The organism is Chloroflexota bacterium, assembly GCA_013152435.1.
GTDB lineage: Bacteria > Chloroflexota > Anaerolineae > DUEN01 > DUEN01 > DUEN01.
In genome coordinates this window covers 34,058-54,140 of record JAADGJ010000076.1, presented here as the reverse complement: position 1 = coordinate 54,140, position 20,083 = coordinate 34,058, and the positions used below count along the sequence as shown (strand labels likewise).

Genomic DNA, 20,083 nt, shown 5'->3' with positions numbered 1-20,083 from the left:
CATCCCAACGGTGAACAGTTGCGACACATCCGGCATTGGACGCGTCCGGCGTTTTCACCTATAATCCCAATCGCTATGCTTTTTGCGGGATTCGCGCTCGGTCATGATCTGAGTTCACGCGAATCGCTCGATGGTGATGTGATACGCGACATGTTGGCGCCTGTCGGCTTCGTCGACTGGCAGGCGGCCGCCCGCTGCCTGCGCAGGCTCGCCAGCCGGGCGGAGGGACGAGAGGCGTTCCTGGAATGCCTCCCCACCCTGCTGACGGCCCTGCAAGGCGTCGCCAGCCCCGACCGGGTGCTGGTGAACCTGGAGCGCTTCGTCCAAAGCGCCCCGGATCGCCAGGCGTTGCTCCGCTACCTCGCCGACAACCCCCGGGCCATCGAGGTACTCGCCACCCTCTTCGCCGGAAGCCAGTTTCTCACGGAGATCCTCCTGCGCACCCCCGAGTACTTCGAGCGGCTCATCGCCTACAGGCGGCTGGCCCAGCCCAAAGACGTCAAAGGGCTCTACTCGGAGGCCATGGAGGCCATCGCCCCCTTCGCCGAGGTCGACGCCCGGCTGGACGCGCTGAGGCGCTTTCAGCGCTGGGAGCTCCTGCGCATCGGCACCTGCGACCTCCTCGGCCTGCTGGACCTGGCCACGGTCACCGATCAGCTCTCCGGCCTGGCCGACAGCCTGGTTCGGGCCTGCCTGGCCATCGCCGCGGAGCAGACCGACACCCCAACGGAGGGGTTCGCCGTCCTGGCGCTGGGCAAGCTGGGTGGCCAGGAGCTGAACTACAGCTCCGACATCGATCTGCTGTTCCTGGCGCGCTCGGGCCCCATGGCCTATCGGCGGCTGGGGCAGCGGCTGATCGAGGCGCTGTCCCGGATCACGTCCGAGGGATTCCTCTATCGCGTCGACATGCGGCTGCGCCCGTGGGGCCGCTCCGGGGCACTGGTCTCCTCCATCGACGGGTATATCGCCTACCTGCACCAACACGCCCGGCTGTGGGAGAAGCAGGCGCTGCTCAAAGCGCGCGTCATCGCCGGGGATGAGGACGTCGGCGAGGAGTTCCTGCATCGAGCGACGCCGCTGATCTACGACATCACGGGAGAGGCGGCGCGAGCGGACATGCGGGCCATGAAGGAGCGCATCGAGTCCCAACTGCGTCAGCGTGGGCGGGAGTGGGGCGAGGTCAAGCTCGGCCAGGGCTCGATCCGTGATGTCGAGTTCGTGACCCAATACCTCCAGCTGCGATATGGCGCGCGCCGCCCCGATCTCCGCAGCCACAACACGCTGGACGCCCTGTCCAGGCTACGCGCTTCCGGGTTCCTCCCCGAGGACGAATACGACGTTCTGCTGGAGGGCTACATCTTCCTGCGCACCATCGAGCACCATCTGCAACTGATGCATTACCAGCAGACCCATGCGCTCCCGGACGACGCGGAGGGGCTGGCCCATCTGGCCCGCCGGCTGGGATTCCAGGGGGCCGAAGCCGGCGCGCAGCTCGTCGCCCGATACCAGCAGCACAGTGCGGCGATCCGGGCCGTCTACCAGCGATATCTAGAGGGAAGGGAAAGCGTGCGAGCGATGAATACAAATCCCCGGCCTGCCTCCGACCATGGCTCACGACACCTGGCCCGGATGGGCCCCTCGTACATCGCCACCTTCAGCGATCGCGAGATCGAGCATCACATCGCGCTGGCGGATCGGCTCGGCCAGGACAACCTGGCCGAGGTGGAGGCGGAGCCTCGCGAGGACGGGCAATGGCGCGTCACCATCGTGGCATACGACTACCTGGGCGAGCTCTCCTTGATCTGTGGGCTGCTGTTCGTGTACGGGTTCAACATCCTGGACGGGCAGGTCTTCACATACGAGCCGCTCTCGGAGCCTTCCGCCGACTCACGGCCGAGCTCGACGCCATCCTCCCGCCGGGCGCGGCCCCGGCCACGCCTGTCCACGGGAGGGCCATCCGCGGAGACCCGGCGCAAGATCGTGGACGTGTTCACTGTGCACCCCGTGCACGGGGAGGTCTCCCCGGAGACCTGGGCGCGATACGCGGAGGATCTGGAGGCTCTCCTGCGGCGGCTGGACGCCGGGGAACAGCGGGAGGCCCAGGGCGAGCTGGCGAAGCGGGTCGCCGACGCGCTGCGAAAGATCCCCAGCGCCACGGCGCCGCTGTACCCGGTCGATATCGAGATCGACAACGAGGCCTCCGAGCGCTATACCGTCCTCCGCATCGACGCGCCAGACACCATCGGCTTCCTGTACGAGTTCACCAACGCGCTGGCCCTCATCGGCATCTACATCGCCCGGGTCACCATCGACTCGGTCGGGAATCGCGTGCGTGACACGCTGTACGTCACCGATGCCCGAGGGCAGAAGATCACCGATCCGGACAGACAACGCCGGCTGCGCGCCGCGGCCGTGTTGGTCAAGCACTTCACGCACCTGTTGCCGCGCTCGCCCAACCCGGAATCCGCCCTGCTCCACTTCCGGAACTTCGTGGGGCAGCTCTTCATGCGGCCGGACTGGCCTGACGAGCTGACCACCCTGGAGAGGCCGGAGGTGTTGGAGGCGCTGGCCAGGTTGCTGGGCGTCAGCGACTTCCTGTGGGAGGACTTCCTCCGCATGCAGCACGACAACCTCTTCCCAGTCGTTCGGGACGTCGATGCGCTGGCACAGGCCAAGACCAAGGAGCAGTGGCGCCGAGAGCTGGCGGACGCTCTCCGGGAGGCCCCGGACTACGAGGCCCGCCGGGAGGTGCTCAACACCTTCAAGGACCGGGAGATGTTCCGCATCGACATGCGGCATATCCTGGGCTACATCACCGAGTTCGGGCAGTTCTCCGGTGAGCTGACGGAGCTGGCCGAGGTGATCGTGGAGGCGGCCTATCGCCTGTGCGACGAGGAGCTGCGGGCCCAGTACGGGGATCCCCTCCTGGAGGACGGGACGCCCGCTCCGTTGAGCGTCTGCGCGCTGGGCAAGTGCGGCGGGCGAGAGCTGGGCTACGCCTCCGACATCGAGCTGATGTTCATCTTCGCCGGTAACGGCGAGACCACGGGGCCTCGCGTCATCACCACAGCGGAGTATTACGAGCGACTGGTATACGCGTTCCTGCAGACGATCCGGGCACGACGAGAGGGGATCTTCGAGATCGATCTGCAACTGCGCCCCTACGGCCGCATGGGCAGCATGGCCGTCTCGCTGGAGGCCTTTCGGCGCTACTTCGGCCCGGGCGGCCCCGCGTGGGCATACGAACGCCAGGCGCTGGTGAAGCTACGGCCGATCGCCGGGGACCCGGAGCTGGGCAAACACATCGAGGCGCTGCGAGACCAATTCGTCTACAGCGGCGAGCCGTTCGACGTCAAGGCCATGCGCGCCATGCGCGAGAGACAGATCCGACACCTCGTCACGGGAGGAACCTTCAACGCGAAGTTCAGCCCGGGCGGCCTGGTGGACCTGGAATACCTGGTCCAGGGACTGCAGATCACCCACGGGCACCAGGACCCCACGCTGCGTCGAACCAACACGCGAGAGGCCATGGAGGCGCTGGCGGAGGCGGGCATCCTCTCAGCCGAGGAGTTCCGGCGGCTTCGGGAGGCCCACATCTTCCTGAGACGGCTGATCAACGCGCTGCGGATGGTGCGGGGAAACGCCAAGGATCTGACGGTCCCCCCCACGGATAGTGAGGAGTTCGCGTTCCTGGCCCGCCGGCTGGGATATGGGGGAGACGTGGAGCGGCTCCACGCCGATCTGGTCCGCCACACCGCATACGTCCGTGATCTGAACGCGTTCTTATTGCAGTGAGGGGTTTATGCAGGTTGTACAAACGGGAGGCGCCCTATTTGGCCACTTTGAAGGTGGTCGGCGCGGCCCGGTTGTCTTATAGTTATCCTGGCGAGGCTTTGCTATGAAGCCTAATCCTATCCAGAAGCGAAAGGAGTCGTACACATGCCGCTTCAGTGCAGCACACCAGAGGATGTCTTAGCCGTAATCAAGGAACACGACGTGCAGATAGTGGACCTCCGGTTTACCGACATGCCGGGGATCTGGCAACACTTCTCGATACCGGCGGGCGCACTGGATGAGGACGCTTTCAGCGAGGGGCTGGGCTTCGATGGGTCGTCCATTCGCGGCTTCCAGCAGATCCAGGAGAGCGACATGCTGCTCATCCCGGACCCGACGACCGCCTTCTTCGATCCGTTCCGGGCCGCGTCCACGCTGGTGCTCATCTGCAACGTGCGTGATCCCATCACGCGCGAGAACTACACTCGCGACCCGCGATACATCGCTCAGAAGGCGGAGGCCTACCTCAAGAGCACCGGCATCGCGGACGTGAGCTACTGGGGGCCGGAGGCCGAGTTCTTCATCTTTGATGATATCCGCTACGCTCAGGACACCAACTACGGCTATTACTACATCGACTCGGTGGAGGGGAGCTGGAACACCGGCCGGGAGGAGAACCCCAACCTGGGGTACAAGCCGCGCACGAAAGAGGGCTACTTCCCCGTGCCGCCCAGCGACACACTGCAGGACATCCGCAGCGAGATCGTGCTGACCATGCTCGAAGCGGGCGTGGAGACCGAGGCGCATCATCATGAGGTCGCCACCGGCGGGCAGTGCGAGATCGACATGCGCTTCGCCGAGCTGGTGCAGATGGCGGACAACTTGATGAAGTACAAGTACATCGTCAAGAACGTCGCCCGCAAGTACGGCAAGACGGCGACCTTTATGCCCAAGCCGCTGTTCGGGGACAACGGATCGGGGATGCACACGCACCAGAGCCTCTGGAAGGGCGATACCAACCTCTTCTACGATGAGAGCGGATACGCCGGGTTGAGCGACATGGCCCGATACTACATCGGCGGCCTGCTGAAGCACGCGCCATCGCTGCTGGCGTTCTGCGCGCCGACGGTGAACTCCTATCACCGCCTGGTGCCCGGCTTCGAAGCCCCGATCAACCTGGTCTACTCGCAGCGCAACCGCTCGGCGGCGGTGCGTATCCCCATGTACTCGCCCAGCCCGAAGGCCAAGCGAGTGGAGCTCCGCTTCCCGGACCCCTCGTGCAACGGCTACCTGGCCTTCGCGGCCATGCTGATGGCGGGATTGGACGGCATCCAGAACCAGATCGATCCTGGTGAGCCCATCGACAAGGACCTGTACGATCTGCCGCCGGAGGAGGCGGCGCGGGTGGAGTCCACCCCCGGCTCCCTGGCCGAGGTGCTGGACGCGCTGGAACAGGACTACGAGTTCCTGCTCAAGGGCGACGTCTTCACGCCGGATGTCATCGAGACCTGGCTGACGTACAAGCGGGAGCGCGAGGTGGACCCGATTCGGCTCCGGCCGCACCCGTACGAGTTCTACCTCTACTTCGACATCTAATCCACGGGATCTGGATCGGCCTGCCGTGGGCTGAGCAGCGACGCTCAGCCTGCGGCAGCCTCCATGCCCGGGCCTGATCCGATCTTACCGGGAGGGACCAGGCCGGGCGCAAAAGGCGACGAGCTTCCTTCAGGAAGCCCGCCGCCTTTCCTTGTCCACAGCAAAGCATCTGAGGGCATCCCTCAGCGGCATGCTCCACAGGGGGAGGTGTGGAGGGGATTCCCCCACGCCCTTAGTAAATGGGCAAATAGCGCTCCAACTCCCACTGGCTGACGGAGACCCGATATTCCTCCCACTCGATCCGCTTGGCCTCCATGAACCGCTCGAAGATGTGATGGCCCAGCGCGGCCTGAATGACCTCGTCCTTCTCCAACTCGGCCAGGGCCTCCTCCAGGGAGCCGGGCATCATCTGCAGCCGGCTTCGAGTGCTGTCGATCTCGTACAGGTTCTCCTCCGCGGGCGGAGGAGGCTCCATCCCCTTCCGGATGCCATCCAAACCGGCGGCCAGCATCACGGCGAAGGCCAGATAGGGGTTCGTCGAAGGATCCGGACAGCGCAGCTCGATGCGCGTGGCCTCCAGGCGACCCGGATTGGTGCGCGGGATTCGGATCAGAGCGGAGCGGTTGATGCGCGCCCACGAGATATACACCGGCGCCTCGTAGCCAGGGACCAGCCGCTTGTAGGAGTTGACCAGTGGCGCGATCACGGCGGCCATCCCGCGGGCATGCGCCAGCTGGCCCGCGATGAACTGCTTGGCGATGATGGACAGCCCGTACTCATCGTTGGGATCTGCGAAGGCGTTCTCGCCCGTATCCTTGTGGGTCAGGCTCTGATGGGTATGCATGCCGGAGCCGTTGATGCCGGCGACGGGCTTGGGCATGAAGGTGCAGTACAGCCCATTGCGCTGCGCGATGGCCTTCAGCGCCACCCGCAACGTGACCGCGTTGTCCGCCGTGGTCAGCGCCGGGCCGTATCGGATGTCGATCTCATGCTGGCCCGTGGCCACCTCGTGATGCGCCGCCTCCACGGTGATGCCGAACCCGTTCAGCGCCTCCACCATCTGTCGCCGCACCTTGTGAGCCAGGTCAGTGGAGACGTCGAAGTACCCCGCGAAGTCATGAGGCGTCGTCGTCGGCGAGCCGTCCGGCCCCAGACGGAAGAGGAAGAACTCCAGCTCCGGGCCCGTGTGATACACAAAGCCCATCTCCTCGGCCTCGGCCATGACCCGCTTCAGGGCATACCGCGGGTCTCCCGTGAAGGGATCCCCCTTGGGCGTGTGCACGTCACAGATGCAGCGGGCGGTGACCAATCCCTCCGATTCCCAGGGGATCACCGCGAAGGTGGATAGGTCCGGGGTCAGATACATGTCGCTCTCGGCGATGCGAGCGAACCCCTCGATGGAGGAGCCGTCAAACCAGATGCCGTACTTGACGGCGACGTCCCACTCGCTGATCGGAATGGTCACCTGCTTGACGCTGCCCACGATATCCGTGAATTGCAGGTTGACGAACTGCACGCCCGCCCGCTCGATGATCTCCTGCACTCGTTCCACATCGGCGGAATCCTGCTGCATACCTAGCCTCCTTGCTATTGCATTCTCATAGGCCATGGACAGGAATCGTCACCACGCACACGATGGCCATCTCACCCCAGAGCGCCGGGCCCATTCCCGCGCCATGATGCGCTTTGCAGTCTAGCCACCGGGGCCCGACCCCGCCAGGGGCAAAGGGACCGAAAAAGGGATACGGCGCTTGGGCAATGTTCACATATCTCAGGCGACGAAGCGTTCCTCTCACAAGCCGGCAGGGGCGCCGGTCGATCCTCCATCACTCCCCAGCCGATCAACCCTCCCGTCGAGCCCTCTCCCGAAGAAGCTGCCGAACCTTCAGGGCGAGCTGGAGCCGCAGGCGTACCTCGGCGTCCTCCAGGTCGACGCCCAGGACGGCGGAGATGCGTTCCAGGCGATAGATCAACGTGTTGCGATGCAGGTGCAGCACCTCGGCCGTGCGGCTCAGGTTCCCCAACTGGGAGAAATACACCTCCAGGGTGTGCACAAGGTGCGTGCCGTGACGTTGGTCGTACGCTTCCAACAGGCTCAGGGTCTCCTGATAGAAGGTGCGCAGGGCCGGGGTCCCCTCCAGGGGCAGCAGCAGTCGGTATACCCCCAGCTCGCTCGCATCCACAAGCTGGAACGGCTGGTCGCTCACCAGACGACACCCCAGCGACCAGGCCTGCTCCGCCTCCTCGACCGCCTCCTTGGCCTCACGCAGAGTGTACAAGGGGCGACTGAGCCCTCCCACCAGGGCGATCTGGGGGAACTGACGTGCCAGGGCCTCCAGGAGGGCAAGAGCCAAACGCCGCCCAGCGCGGGCCGGGGCCTCGCCGGATAGGGGAAAGAGGGCAAGCACGGGCGCCGTCGAGGCGGGCCGCACGGCCACAAAGCCCGCCACCCGACGATGTGTCAACTCCTCCTGCACCCTGCGAGCCAGATGTTCCGCGTCCGGCCCCTCCCCCTTCACCGTGCCCAGCGTGAGCACGATCTGCGGCGGGCTGGGATCATACTGAAAGGCACTTGCCTGGCGAGCCAGCACGATGGGATCCAGCTCCCGCCCGCTCAGCAGATCGGCCAGAAACCGGGCGCGTCGCTGTCTCTCCGCGCCGCTGATGGCGCGCTCCTTCGCCAATTGCAGCGCGCAGTGCAACGCGCCCTCCTGGGCCACGATGCGGTCACTGGCATCAAATCCGCCGGGCGGGCCCAACAGGGAGAGATAGCCCACGACCTCCCCCTCGACACAGATGGGGAACACCAGCCGGCCGATATCGCCGTCGCCGGCGGGGAGCACCGTGGGCTCCACGAGGCCGTCCACCTCCCCCACCTGCAGGGGCAACTGTGGGCTTGGCCCGGAGCCGAGTCCGCAGACGCGCAGCATGGCGTCTTGAATCACCACGGTCTTGCGACTGGCGCGAGCCAATGCGTCGGCCAGAGCCCTCCAGCCACGATCGGCCATGGCGATCTCGGCCAACTGATGAGCGATCTGAGAGCGGAAGCGCTCCAGCGAGGCCTCACGATCCACGATCAGCCGAATGATCTCCCGCTCCACCGCCGCGATCATGATCTCAGCGGGCAGAGCGAACAAGGGCATCTCCGTCTCCTGGGCGACGGCGATCGCCGCCTCGTCCACGGGGCCGAGCACCGCAATGGCGGAGACGTTCGCCTGATGCAACCCGCGTATGACCTGCGCCAGCGGGAGATCATCCAGATATCGCAAGTCGTCGGCGTTGATCAAGGCGAGCTCATGGCCCTCCAGGCGGGGAAAGGCAGGCGGGATCGGGCGCATCGCGCAGGCCCAACTGACCACGCGATCCAGAGATGCGTGCCCCGCCAGGAGTTCCGTCTCCTCCGGAAGGGCCAGACGCCACACCTCTCTTACGGTTACCTCGTTCGTTGCCTTCACCCGCATCACCCCCACGCAATGGAAAGCCGGGGGCTAGCCTTGCCCCCGGCTCCGCGTCAGCGCGTGTGCCCTCAAGTATGGTTCGTCAGATGGAGAAAGCGTACAGGATCCAGACGCCAGCTCACCCCACAAACGGAAGCGAATACAGGCAGCTCATGCCAGCCATAGCTCGTCGTCCGGCAGCTCATCCCAGTGCCCGAGCGCCCAGCCGCTCGGGGCCACGATCAGGGTCTCCTCACCCTCACGGGTGGTCAACGTCAACACCAGCCCCTCGGCCTCATCCGTGGTCACGTTGCCCAGGGTGGCCCCCCGCTCGGTCATACGGGCCAGGGTATTGGCGATGGTCTCCAATCCTACCACGGGCTTCTCATCGACGCCATGATATAAGGAAGCCGCATACACCTCCATCAGGATATGCCCTTCCAAATATAAATCAAAATCCACGAAGACGCGATTCTCCGGAGTCATGTCCTCGTCCAATTCGGCCAGCTCCTCATCGGCGATAGAGTTCGCCCACAGAGCCAGCCCCTGAATCGTCTTCCCCTGGAGCATCTGCAGTTGCGTGAGGAGAACCGGATCCAGCTCCGTTCGAATGATGTGATCCTCTTCTTCCCAGCGGCTATGTCCATTCTTACTGATCTTTTGATCCATAGGAGAGCTCCTTCGGCCAAAACTGTGAGGGAGAGACCCTTCGCATCACTCCGGTGGGAACTCCTCATTAGGGCTTCTCAATCAGACGATCTGCCGCTCTCAAGCTCATATCGGTACCAATGAAGCTGTCCCGCCTCCACGAAGCCCAGTGTATCATACAAACGGCGAGCGCGGGCGTTTTCCCCGTCCACGGTGAGCTCGATCACCCGGCAGCCACGAGACCACAGATAGTTCATGGCGGCCAGCACCAGCGCCCGTCCGATTCCCCGGCCGCGATACGCGGGCAACACGGCCACCTCGTCGATGCGCCCCACCGGCATGCCCAGCAACGTCGGACCTTGCTTATTATAGCGAGCCAATGCCTGTCCGACCAGTTTCCCATCCACCTCTGCGAACCACAGCCCATCCGGATCGAAATCCGGGCGGTCTGCCAGGGCAGCGACGTCCTCCGGCGTCAACGGGGTCGCCCCCCAATGACGGGAGAAGGCCGCAGCATCCAGCGCCAGCCAGGCCTGCGCGTCCTGTCCCGGATGGTAGGTACGCAGCCGCACGCCCGGCGGCGGATCGGGGGCAGGCGGCGGCACCCGCCCCACCCACACCATCTCCCACCAGTAACGTACACGTCGGAAGCCGGCGCCAATCAGCAGCGCGACCGCGGCCTGGATCCGGGGCACCACCGGCACATCGAGAACGCGCACGCCCTCCCGACGGGCCAGGCCGATCAGGCGGCGCAGGAGCTTTCGCCCCACCCCACGCCCACGGAAGAAGGGATGGACGGTCACCCCGCCGATGGCGCGATCGTCCGCCTGCCGCCAGAGGTCCGCATAGCCCAGGAGCCGCCGACGGTGCCAGGCCAGGAGCACGCGATCATAGCCGTAGCCCGGGGAGCGCAGCTTCGCTCGCGCCTCCTCAACGGTGGTAGCCCGGCCGAGCTCGTCCACCGCGTCGGCGGCGTTGATCAGGGCCACCCAGGCGGGGATATCCTCCGGCCGCAACGGCCGGATCCGGACGGCGATCGGCTGTCGGCTCATACGCCTCGCTCGGCTACATAGACGATCCATTCGTCGGCATCGTAGAGGTCCAGGCCATCCCAGGCCGGATGGGTCTCCACTTGCGAGAACCCGGCCGCCCGACACATCGACACCATCTCCTCGACGGGATATCCCTGATCGACCAGCCCATACGTGTGGAGCTCCCCGGTCTCCAGGTTGAGGATATAATACCGCTCGACGGCGGCTCGCTGTTCCGCATCCCAATCCCGTTCGCCCAGGTGCAGATAGGGAAAGTCCCCCCATAAACCGCCCTGATCGGTATACCACCAGGAGCTATGCGACCGGCGGTCCAGCCTCTCGAAGTCGAGCAGCTCGATCAGCAACCGACCGCCCGGACGCAGGGCCCGAGCGCAATCACTCAGGAGCGCCTTGGCCTCATCGCGAGGGAAGACGGCCAGCTGACCGTACAGGAACAGGGCGGCATCATATCCGGCATCGCGCTCCAGGGGCAACGCGCTGCGCACATCCGCCAGGGTGAATCGGCACCGGTCGGCCACCCCTTGCTCCGCCGCCAGCTCCCGGGCGTAGCGGATGGAGGCGGGGCTGAAGTCAATGCCGTGGACGACGCAGCCACGGCGTGCCAGGCGAACGGCGTACAGGCCGGGGCCACAGGTGACGTCCAACACGCGGGCTCCAGGGCGCAGTTGCAACCATCTCCAGATCACGTCCATCTGACGATCGATCTCCGCCTGCTGCCGGCTGGCGGCCCCGTGGCTCTGATCCAGATGCTCCCGCAACATCCGCTCAGAGAAATCCGGGTCATCCCACGGCAGGTTGCCCCCATCCCGCCATGGAACGGCGGGCTGCGGGCGATCGTAGATCCGCCACAACGCCTCCCACAGCCGGCGTCCGACCTTCATCGTGGATACACCCTCCCTCACTCAGTACCTCCCAGTGTAAGAGCGCGTCTGAAAATTTACCGGCAAGGTGTCTACGGGGTCTCCCTCAACGACCAGCTCCACAGGGGAAGGTGTGGAGGGGAGCTCCCCTCCACACGGAAATCTCCCTTTTCCGGCCTGCACCTGCCTTTCTCGGCTTTTCCCGAAGGATCCGGGCCGAGGCCGGACAGGCCGAGGGCGGAAGGAGAACCTTTTCCGGAGGGCCTCCCCACAGCAGAAGCAACGGCACTTCTCAGACACACTTTAAGGGCAAGGAGCCGGTTCGGAAATAGGCCGAAGCGACGGTCGTCGCATCTCCCCGCATACGTCGCAGAGACGTGGCGATGGTAGTAAGGGTGAGCCATTGACCAATCCGTGCAAATCCCGTATAATCGGGACGAAAATCCCGGAATCCATCTCGCCCCTTCAACGCGGAGGAGCTCGTTCGTGTCCCTGAACCGCCGAATCGTTTTGATCGCCATCTGCGTGTTTCTGCTGTTCCCCACGCAATATGTCCTGGCTGAGCAGGCTACCCCCGGCACGCTGGTTCCCCGCGCGTTCTTCCCATTGATCGCAAAGGGACTATCGACATCAGGGGACACGAGTGAGCCGCAAGTGGCCGACGCCCCCGCACACGGATGGGAGATCCAGAGCTCCATCGATTATGTCATGAAACCCGGGGACACCCTGGCCAGCGTCGCCATCGAGTTCGGCAGGGACCTGGCGGATATGGCGTGTGCCACCCGATCCGCCAGCGAGGACCCCAGCGCCATCGGGCCCGGATATGTACTGTCGATTCCGGCGCTGGGCACCGTGTGCCACGTGGTGCGCAAGGGCGACACGCTGGAAAGCCTGGCCTCCCTGTACGGGGTCCCCGTCGAGGTCATCGTGGACAACGCCTGGAACGAGCTGGAGGCCCCTCCCTACGTGCTTCACCCCGGGCAGCGGCTACGGATCACGGGGGCCCTGGATCCTCGATTCATGCACCCAGCCGACACGGCGCCTCGTCAGGTTGAGCCCACCCGCCTGGCGGACAACGGGCTGCCTCTGGAGGAATGGCCCTATGGGGATGGCCAGTTCATCTGGCCGGTGAAGGGGCCGATCACGCAGCGCTTCTCGGCCCAGCACCGGGCGATCGACATCGCCGCCGACTTCGGCACGGTGGTCGTCGCCGCGGACACGGGCACCGTGACCAAGGCGGGCTGGAACGACCTGGGCCTCGGCTATCGGATCGTCATCGATCATCACATCGATTACATCACGGTGTACGCGCACCTCAGCGCGCTGCTCGTCCGGGAAGGGGAGGTGGTCAAGAAAGGACAGCCCATCGGGCTGATCGGCTCGACGGGCAATTCAACCGGCCCACACCTCCATTTCGCCATCCGTGATTACGGCATCCTGGTCGACCCTCTGACGCTACTCCCTCCGCAATAGCGTCCCCTGGCAGGTTCCCTTTCCGCGATTCGAACCGGCTCCTATGAAAGGGCCTCCACATGGCCGCGATTCTGAGACAGGGAGGCGCGCGCCGCGTCGCAGTCCGCACATGAGCCGGGCGGGCAAAGGAAGACCAATCGATCCTCGCGCAACAGCTCCACCCCGACATCGACCACATCCCGCTGGCGCATGAAACGCGCGTGAGCGCGCCCGACGGTCCCGTGGACCTGGAGGCTCCGCTCATCCAGGATAGGGTCCACAAGCGTGAATCGCTCGCCACATATGGCATGGGTCCACACATCCTCCCAGACGATGCGGCCATGCAGATACACGGGCACCCGATCGCGTTGACGATAGGGGACTTGAGCCAGCGCCTCGGCCAGATGCAACGATGTGTTTCGATTATGGTTCACGCCGATGAGCAACACGTGGGCATCCAATTCGTACAGGCGTCCTAGCGGGCCGTCCGGCCCCGAGGCCGCGTTCCACGGCTGACGGGCGGTGATCACCTCCGCGGCGGGCCCCCGCGCGCAGATTGATTCGACGGGATGGTGGCTGCGCAGCGTCCCGGGCAGCTGCCGAAACGTCTCCGCGACGATCCCCATATTGGAGCTTGGGGTATGCCGTGGATCGAACGGACGCATGGCGAGGCGCAAGCCACGCCACATGTGTTCCGGCACGGGCGGGCGTCGCCAGTTGGCCGGATCGGTCAGGTGCCCCGTGTGGGCCGGCATGACCACCGTCCCATCCCGCCCCACGACGTCGAGCAACGCCTGAATCAGCGCCAGAGGGCCACCCTCCACCGGTCCCACGGCACGGAAGGACGAGTGCACGATGACCACCATCCCCCGGTCCAGGCCCAATGAGTGGAGATCTTCGACCAGGCTGGCGCGTGTGGCGGGCAAGGAACGCATGCTCGCATTGTACCGCAAATCTCGTCAGGGAACAATCGCTCGCATCCTGGGGGGATGTGTCCCTCTCGATGGATCGACAGCTCCGCACTTGAGGGGCTGCGCCCCCAAAGCTCCCCGCCGCATTCCCACTGAAAAAGACACACCCCCCTACCGCTCACGCTGAGCCTGAGGTATAATGAAGCAAGCCGCCTTTCACGCGAGCCGGTCCCCGAGAAGAGAAAAGACCTCCTCTCACCGACCGACACGAAACCAGCCAGACGGCCAACACACTCGGGACGAGCCTTTGCATCGACCATTTCGTGACTCCCCATGACGCAAAATCCAGAGGCGTTCACGGCGATCATCACGGAGGTTCTGACGCTGAAACGCTCCGGCCGGATCGGAGCTGCGTTTCAGCGCGCCCGAGAGGCGATGCAACTGGCGCGAGCCTCCGGCGATCCGCACCAGCTGGTCGCCGCCCTGACCTCGCTGGCGAGGGTGCATATCCGGCTGGGACACTACGCTGATGCGCAGGCAGCAGCTCATGAAGCGCTGACGATCGCCGCCCCTCACTCCCACGCCTATGTCGACACGCTGCTCGTCCTGGGCATCTGCGCCGCCGAGACCGACGATCCGGACGCCGCCGAGGAGTTCTACCGCCAGGCTATCGACCTGAGCCGTCAACTGGGCTACGATCAGGCGCTGCTGCGGGCGCTCCACAACCTCGCCGCCGGCGTGTATATCCCTCGCGGCCAATTCGAGCTGGCGCTGGCCGCGGACGAGGAGGCTCATCGCCTGGCGGTGACCCAGGAGATGCAGGAGTTGATCTGGATCACCCTGGCCAGCCGAGGCTGGGTGTACTGGGTCACCGGCCAACGAGAACGAGCCCACGAGATGGCCGTCCAGCTGCGCCGCGTCGCCCCGCCCGGCTCGCTGGCGGAGGGATTCTACTATTGCCTCCTGGCGGACCTGGCGCAGGACGAAGCGAACCCCTCCGAGGCACCATCGCTCTACGCACAGGCGCGCTCCATAGCGGAGGCCATCGGGGACCCAGGGCTGAACGTGCTGCTGCGATTGGGGCTCAGCCGCTATGAGCGCCGCAAGGGCAGGGCCAGCGCAGCACACGACTGGGCACACGACGCGTACACCCTTGCCCAACGAGTGGGATACAGGCACCTGCAGGGGATGGCGCTGATCGAGCGAGGGCGGGCCTCTCAGGAGAACGGGGATGAGGCCGAAGCCGAATCCGACCTGCGCCAGGCCATCGATCTGCTCGCCCCCCTCAATCTGGCGTTCGACCTGGCGCGGGCGACGCTGTTCCTGGCCTCCCTGCTTCACAACCAGGGGCGAGCCGAGGAAGCCCTCACCACATGGGCTGAGGCCGCCCGCCGCATCATCGATGGCGGCTACACCTTCCTGCTGGAACAGGAACGGTCGCTGGCCTTCCCCCTGGTCGCCGCCCATCTGGGCCATCCGGATCCGGAGATCGCCACCCTCTCGAACGTGCTGTGCAACCGCCTGCAGAGCGTCCCCCCGCCCCCACTCCACATTCGCACCCTCGGCCGGTTTGAGGTCCGCCAGGGAAGACGGAGGATTGGGAGGCGAGCGTGGGGGCGCAGACGGGCGGGCGAGCTCTTCCGACTGCTGCTGGTCAGCCCCAACCATACGCTTTCCCGCGACGAGATCGTCGAGGCGTTGTGGCCGGGGAGGACGGCCACGAGCACCTCGGCGCTGTTCCACCATGCCACCTCCTCTCTGCGGCGAGCGTTGGAGCCGGACCTCCCGGAGAAATTCCCCTCGCGCTATCTGACGGTGGAAGAGGGACGGGTCACCCTGCGCCTCCCGCCTGGCTCCTGGGTCGACCTGGAGGCGTTCGAACGACACGTCAGGCGGGGGGAATACGCGGCGGCAGCGGCCCTCTATCAAGGCGACCTGTTCCCAGACGACCGATACGCCGACTGGGCCGCGGTCCCACGCGAGCGCCTCGCCCAGCTCTACCTGCGATCACTGCTGCACGCGGCCCGGGACGCCCTGGAGACCGGGCGCGCACAACAGGCGTTAGACGCCTGCCGGACGATCCTGGAGAGGGAGCCCTGGCAGGAGCAGGCGGTCCTTCTGGGCATGCGAGCGTGCATGGCGCTGAACGATCGGGCCGGGGCGCTGCGCCTGTACGTCACACTAGAACGCCGCCTGCAAGAGGACCTGGGCGTAGCCCCTGACGAGGATCTACAGGCGTTCTACCACGCACTGCGGGGCGACACGTCGTAGCCCCGATCGGACCCTCAGCTGTGAGAGCGCACGGCCGTGCGTCCCGCCGTCCGTCCATTCTAACAGGGCATGCCTCGTTACATGTGTCGTGTGTGTCAATATGAGCGGAAGTCAGTTCGGGCAAAGGCTGCAGCGGTGTCAGTCCCCTGGCAGTTCGTTGCGATATGGTGCGTAAGTAGAGGCCAGGTGACCCAGCCTACCCCGAACGCGGGTACATCCCCAAGTCCCAATCGCTCAGGTAACCAACGATCCGCCTCATCATCACAAAGGAGGTCAAGATGATCCGGAAAACGCCTTCGATCCTGCTGGCTCTCCTCTTGATCGGCTCTCTCCTGCTGACCGGTTGCGGGCCGGCGATGACACCGCCGCCGGCCACGCCGATCGTGGTCGTCGTTACCGCGACGCCCATCCCGGAGGCCTCTCCCACACCTGCATCTCCAGGTGAGGAGCAGGCCGCGCCGACGGCGACCGCCGTTCCCGCGACGCCCACCACCCCGGCGACGTCCACCCCTGCAGCTCCCCCCACAGCCATGAGCGTGGATCGAACGGTCCACGTCACCGCGCTGGCCTATCGCAGGACGGAAACCGGGGCAGAGGGGACGGCTCATACCCTGACGGTCCGGGTACGTCAGAAGGACGATCCCGGCCTGCGCGTCGGTATCTTCAACTCGGAGGTGGAGGGCACCGGCGCCATGTGGCGGGCCTCCGCCTGGACCGCGGTGACTCTGGCCTCCCTGCTACTGGGCGTCAACCCGGAGCGGTTTGAGTTCTCCTTCGACGCCGGAGGCGGCCGCATCGATGGCCCCAGCGCCGGCGGCCTGACCACGGTGGCCGTCCTGGCGGCGCTGCTGGGCGACCCGGTGCGCGAGGACGCGGCCATGACCGGCACCATCAACCCGGATGGCACCATCGGCCCGGTGGGAGGCATCCCACACAAGATCGACGGCGCGGCCAAGGCGGGCAAGAAGCTGGTGCTCATCCCCGCCGGGCAACGCTATGATTACGACACCAACCTGAAGCGACAGGTGGATCTGGTCGAGGTGGGCAAGAAGAAGGGCGTGGAAGTCCGACAGGTGGCCAGCGTCTTCGAGGCCTACGAGATCCTGACGGGCAAGCCATTGCCCCGGCCACAACGGCCCGGCATCACCGAGATCCCTCCTCGCGCCTTCGACAAGCTGCGCGCCTCCGCCATCGCCTGGCTGGCGCGCTACAACGAGGCTCGCAGCCGCTTCAACAGCCTGAGCGACGAAGCCAAACGAGATCGCGAGCCCACCTACGGCGATCAGCAGGCCAAGCTGGCGGAACACGCGCTGGCACAGGGAATGGCCGCCGTCGCCCAACAGCGCGCGTGGGAGGCCGCCTTCGACGCCGAGACCAACCTGCAGGCGGCGACCCTGGACGAAGTCTACGCCCAAAAGGGCTTCAACGGCCTGGTGGATCAGATCAAGGCCACCGCCACCAGCCAACAGGACATGAAGGCCGTCGTCGAGCGGCTCAAGGCCGAGCGGCCTCGCAGCGCCAGCGAGACCATCGCCCTCATGGACGCTTGGTCGAACCTGGCGGTTGCCTTCGGTTACAACACCTGGGGCGATAACCTCGTGGATTACGCCGTGCGGCTCATCCAGCAGCAGGATAAGGATAAGAAACAGCAGGTAAAGGAAGAAGATCTGCTCAATCTGCTGTATGAAGCCGCCTACGACTATACCGTCGCTTCCCTTTACCTGGACATCACGCGGGATGCGCTGGACCTCGGCATGGGATTCGGCGATGCCCCAGCCCCGGAGGACGCCCGGATCACCATCATGGCGGAGCTGTTGCGCCGGGCGGCCGACGCCAACATGGCGCTCTTCGATAGCGTCGTTCTGGGGCCGCAGGCGAAGCAGGCCCAGGTCTCCATGGAGACGGCGAAATCCCGCTTCATGGAGTGGGACGAGGACTACAGCAGCGCGGTGCTGGCCCGCGCCGGCGTGGACATCCTGCAGGATGAGGTGTGGGAGGAGCCGGCCCGATCCATGATGATGCTGGGATCCAGCCTGACCTCGTGGGCGGAGACGGCCATGCTGATCGCCAAATACTACAGCCTGGGAGCCGAGACGGATCAAGAGGGCAACGTGGTCGGGCTCTCCGGCGAGCGCGCCCTGGTGGAGATGCTGGATCTCTCCGAGGAACGGACCGCCGAGCTGATCCGCCTGGTCAGCCAGGAGGACCCGGTCCTGCCCATGCACTACGCCGAGATCGCCCGCATCTGGCGGCAAGGCCCGCCGGACACGCAGCTCCTGGCGCTGTACTACCAATGGCAGGCGGCGGCGGAGACGCAGATGCTGGCCTACTTCACCGGCTACTACGGCGAGGCGGTGAAGGAGGAGCTGCAGCGCACCGGCCGGCCGACGGAGCTGTTGCAGATGTGGGATCTGCCACATTAGATTCCCCTGGAGCGTATCTAAATATTCACCGGCCAAGCGCCTGAGAGCAGCCCTCAGCGGCATGTTCCACTGGGGTTTCCGTGGGGGGGATCCCCCCACGGAAACCCCACCTTCCCAACCAGCGCCAGCCTCCCCGGCCCTTTCCGCAAGGACCTGGGCCGAGGCCGGGCAGGTCGCACGTCCTCAAACATGGGGCAATCCCAGAGTTGGGTCTGAGCCGCTGGTGCCCCGGATAGGGAGATCATGCGCACCATCCATACCTTCATCCTGCGCCTGATGGTGGACACCGACGATCCACAGACGCTGCGCGGCTCCATCCAGGCGATCGAAGAGGATACCACCCGCCTTTTCACGAACGCCTCCTCTTTGCTGGCCCTGCTCCGGGAGATGCTCGCTGCCGCCGCCCAAGGATCATCCGATCCCGAAGGCGAGTGACGATCACACGCCCTTCCCCTCCATCGCCTTATAAGAAACCTGAACGCCATCCGACTCAGCCTCTTCGCGACCGCCAGCCCAGCCCCGGAACCCTCTGGGCCTACATGCTGCCAAAGCTCCTCCACGATCTGTCCGCAACCTACGGCATAGTGCCCTCTGGATATGGCAAACGGTAGACGCGTATCGGATTCGCGCCACCGGAAAGGACAAGAGAACATGAAAGCCCTGGTCGTCTATTTCTCCAAGTTCGGCAACACACAGAAGGTCGCCGAGGCAATCGCTGAGACGCTGGAATCGGCAGGCTCCGTTCGCCTGCTCAGCCTGGAGCGACTCACAGCCTCCGACATGGAGGGGGTCGACCTGGTCGTCATGGGCAGCCCGACCCACCGCATGAATCTGCCGGAGGCGGTGCGGCTCATGCTCAAAGAATTTCCCAGGCGCGTTCTGCGCGGCACGCCCGTGGCCGTCTTCGACACCTCCTACAAGATGTCATGGTGGCTGAGCCACTTCACGGCGGCCAAGCGCTTGGCCAGGGAACTCCGCAAGCTGGGGGGAAGGCGAATCGCCCCGCCGGAGACGTTCCACGTGATGGAGAGCGAGGGCCCGTTGTACGATGGGGAGATCGAACGGGCAAGAGAGTGGGCGGAGCTCCTTCTGGGAAAACTACGGGGGTAGCCAGAACGTGCAGCAAAGCTGACGGTGACGGGCCCACGCCGAGTCGAGGGGACAGAGGATGTGGACAGGCGATGATGCCTCGTGGCGACGCTCGCCCGTTGCCACCTTTCACCAGTGCTGGATAAACTCCAGTCCTGGTCTCAAGGGCCTTGACAAATCCCCGAGATTACGGCATCCTACAGATGCATTGAGAAACATCTATGTATTCGGGAGCGTGAGGTGACCATCGACTGCGTCGATTTCTGCAAGGCTCTGGCCGACGACACTCGCCAGAGGATCCTGGAGGTGCTGCTGGAAGGGGAAAAGTGCGTCAGTGACATCGTGGATGCCTTCCACGTATCCCAGCCGACGATCTCTCACCATTTGAACATCCTCAAGCAGCTTGGCCTGGTGACCAGCCGCAAAGAGGGCAAGCAGGTATTCTATGCTATCAACCAGGACAAGGTGGTGGAGTGCTGCGGCCAGCTCATCGCCAAGTTCAGCGCGCAGGAGGTGTACGACTCGTAGGCGTTTTTTTTGCCGCAAAACATAGACGCATGTAAATACATT

General features: G+C 65.1%; 14 protein-coding genes. 8 read left to right on the top strand and 6 right to left on the bottom strand.

From position 1 onward, the window contains the following. The first annotated feature begins 150 nt into the window (after window positions 1-150). Window positions 151-3,795: a glutamine synthetase adenylyltransferase gene (locus GXP39_10870; GenBank protein NOZ28537.1), complete on the top strand. Its 3,645-nt coding sequence runs from the start codon at window positions 151-153 to the stop codon at window positions 3,793-3,795. 144 nt (window positions 3,796-3,939) lie between these two features. Further along, window positions 3,940-5,370, top strand: a complete 1,431-nt coding sequence (glnA, locus tag GXP39_10865) for a type I glutamate--ammonia ligase (GenBank protein ID NOZ28536.1) — start codon at window positions 3,940-3,942, stop codon at window positions 5,368-5,370. Window positions 5,371-5,602: 232 nt separating this feature from the next. Here glnA (GXP39_10865) and glnA (GXP39_10860) read toward each other — a convergent pair whose 3' ends face one another. The 5 genes from glnA (GXP39_10860) to GXP39_10840 all read right to left on the bottom strand — a co-directional run bounded on the left by glnA (GXP39_10860) (window position 5,603) and on the right by GXP39_10840 (window position 11,388). After that, complete coding sequence (gene glnA, locus GXP39_10860) at window positions 5,603-6,943, bottom strand: type I glutamate--ammonia ligase (protein NOZ28535.1); 1,341 nt, start codon at window positions 6,941-6,943, stop codon at window positions 5,603-5,605. A 268-nt stretch (window positions 6,944-7,211) separates the two neighbouring features. Next, entirely contained in the window at window positions 7,212-8,825 is a 1,614-nt protein-coding gene (locus tag GXP39_10855) for a hypothetical protein (protein NOZ28534.1), read from the bottom strand. A gap of 153 nt (window positions 8,826-8,978) precedes the next feature. Next, window positions 8,979-9,476: a hypothetical protein gene (locus GXP39_10850; GenBank protein ID NOZ28533.1), complete on the bottom strand. Its 498-nt coding sequence runs from the start codon at window positions 9,474-9,476 to the stop codon at window positions 8,979-8,981. Window positions 9,477-9,553: 77 nt separating this feature from the next. Further along, window positions 9,554-10,507 (bottom strand): GNAT family N-acetyltransferase, encoded by a 954-nt coding sequence (locus GXP39_10845; GenBank protein ID NOZ28532.1) that lies wholly within the window; start codon window positions 10,505-10,507, stop codon window positions 9,554-9,556. Then, on the bottom strand, window positions 10,504-11,388 hold the full coding sequence (locus GXP39_10840) for a methyltransferase domain-containing protein (GenBank protein NOZ28531.1): 885 nt from the start codon (window positions 11,386-11,388) through the stop codon (window positions 10,504-10,506). The genes GXP39_10845 and GXP39_10840 overlap by 4 nt, the downstream gene beginning before the upstream one ends. Window positions 11,389-11,853: 465 nt before the next feature. Between GXP39_10840 and GXP39_10835 the strand changes: the two genes are divergently transcribed. Then, the gene (locus GXP39_10835; GenBank protein ID NOZ28530.1) at window positions 11,854-12,840 is read left to right on the top strand and encodes a M23 family metallopeptidase; all 987 of its coding nucleotides are present in this window, start codon (window positions 11,854-11,856) and stop codon (window positions 12,838-12,840) included. Between the two features lie 41 nt (window positions 12,841-12,881). Here GXP39_10835 and GXP39_10830 read toward each other — a convergent pair whose 3' ends face one another. Further along, complete coding sequence (locus GXP39_10830; GenBank protein NOZ28529.1) at window positions 12,882-13,724, bottom strand: AAC(3) family N-acetyltransferase; 843 nt, start codon at window positions 13,722-13,724, stop codon at window positions 12,882-12,884. 339 nt (window positions 13,725-14,063) lie between these two features. On the opposite strand from GXP39_10830, the gene GXP39_10825 reads away from it, so the two are divergent. The 5 genes from GXP39_10825 to GXP39_10805 all read left to right on the top strand — a co-directional run bounded on the left by GXP39_10825 (window position 14,064) and on the right by GXP39_10805 (window position 20,041). Continuing rightward, window positions 14,064-16,001, top strand: coding sequence for a tetratricopeptide repeat protein (locus GXP39_10825; protein NOZ28528.1), 1,938 nt, complete (start codon window positions 14,064-14,066; stop codon window positions 15,999-16,001). 278 nt (window positions 16,002-16,279) lie between these two features. After that, window positions 16,280-18,424 carry a hypothetical protein gene (locus GXP39_10820; protein NOZ28527.1) on the top strand — a complete coding sequence of 715 codons (2,145 nt, stop codon included), beginning with the start codon at window positions 16,280-16,282 and terminating at the stop codon, window positions 18,422-18,424. 243 nt (window positions 18,425-18,667) lie between these two features. Continuing rightward, window positions 18,668-18,859: a hypothetical protein gene (locus tag GXP39_10815; GenBank protein NOZ28526.1), complete on the top strand. Its 192-nt coding sequence runs from the start codon at window positions 18,668-18,670 to the stop codon at window positions 18,857-18,859. Between the two features lie 216 nt (window positions 18,860-19,075). Beyond that, window positions 19,076-19,534 (top strand): flavodoxin family protein, encoded by a 459-nt coding sequence (locus GXP39_10810; GenBank protein NOZ28525.1) that lies wholly within the window; start codon window positions 19,076-19,078, stop codon window positions 19,532-19,534. A 156-nt stretch (window positions 19,535-19,690) separates the two neighbouring features. Continuing rightward, a complete protein-coding gene (locus GXP39_10805; GenBank protein NOZ28524.1) occupies window positions 19,691-20,041 on the top strand; it encodes a winged helix-turn-helix transcriptional regulator in 351 nt (116 codons plus the stop codon). Window positions 20,042-20,083 lie beyond the last annotated feature (42 nt).

What these genes read in the sequence shown, in the direction of transcription:
- GXP39_10870 (NOZ28537.1), top strand. Translation starts at nt 151, where the DNA reads ATGTTGGCGCCTGTCGGCTTCGTCGACTGGCAGGCGGCCGCCCGCTGC.
- glnA (NOZ28536.1), top strand. Translation starts at nt 3,940, where the DNA reads ATGCCGCTTCAGTGCAGCACACCAGAGGATGTCTTAGCCGTAATCAAG.
- glnA (NOZ28535.1), bottom strand. Translation starts at nt 6,943, where the DNA reads ATGCAGCAGGATTCCGCCGATGTGGAACGAGTGCAGGAGATCATCGAG.
- GXP39_10850 (NOZ28533.1), bottom strand. Translation starts at nt 9,476, where the DNA reads ATGGATCAAAAGATCAGTAAGAATGGACATAGCCGCTGGGAAGAAGAG.
- GXP39_10845 (NOZ28532.1), bottom strand. Translation starts at nt 10,507, where the DNA reads ATGAGCCGACAGCCGATCGCCGTCCGGATCCGGCCGTTGCGGCCGGAG.
- GXP39_10840 (NOZ28531.1), bottom strand. Translation starts at nt 11,388, where the DNA reads ATGAAGGTCGGACGCCGGCTGTGGGAGGCGTTGTGGCGGATCTACGAT.
- GXP39_10825 (NOZ28528.1), top strand. Translation starts at nt 14,064, where the DNA reads ATGACGCAAAATCCAGAGGCGTTCACGGCGATCATCACGGAGGTTCTG.
- GXP39_10820 (NOZ28527.1), top strand. Translation starts at nt 16,280, where the DNA reads ATGATCCGGAAAACGCCTTCGATCCTGCTGGCTCTCCTCTTGATCGGC.
- GXP39_10815 (NOZ28526.1), top strand. Translation starts at nt 18,668, where the DNA reads ATGCGCACCATCCATACCTTCATCCTGCGCCTGATGGTGGACACCGAC.
- GXP39_10810 (NOZ28525.1), top strand. Translation starts at nt 19,076, where the DNA reads ATGAAAGCCCTGGTCGTCTATTTCTCCAAGTTCGGCAACACACAGAAG.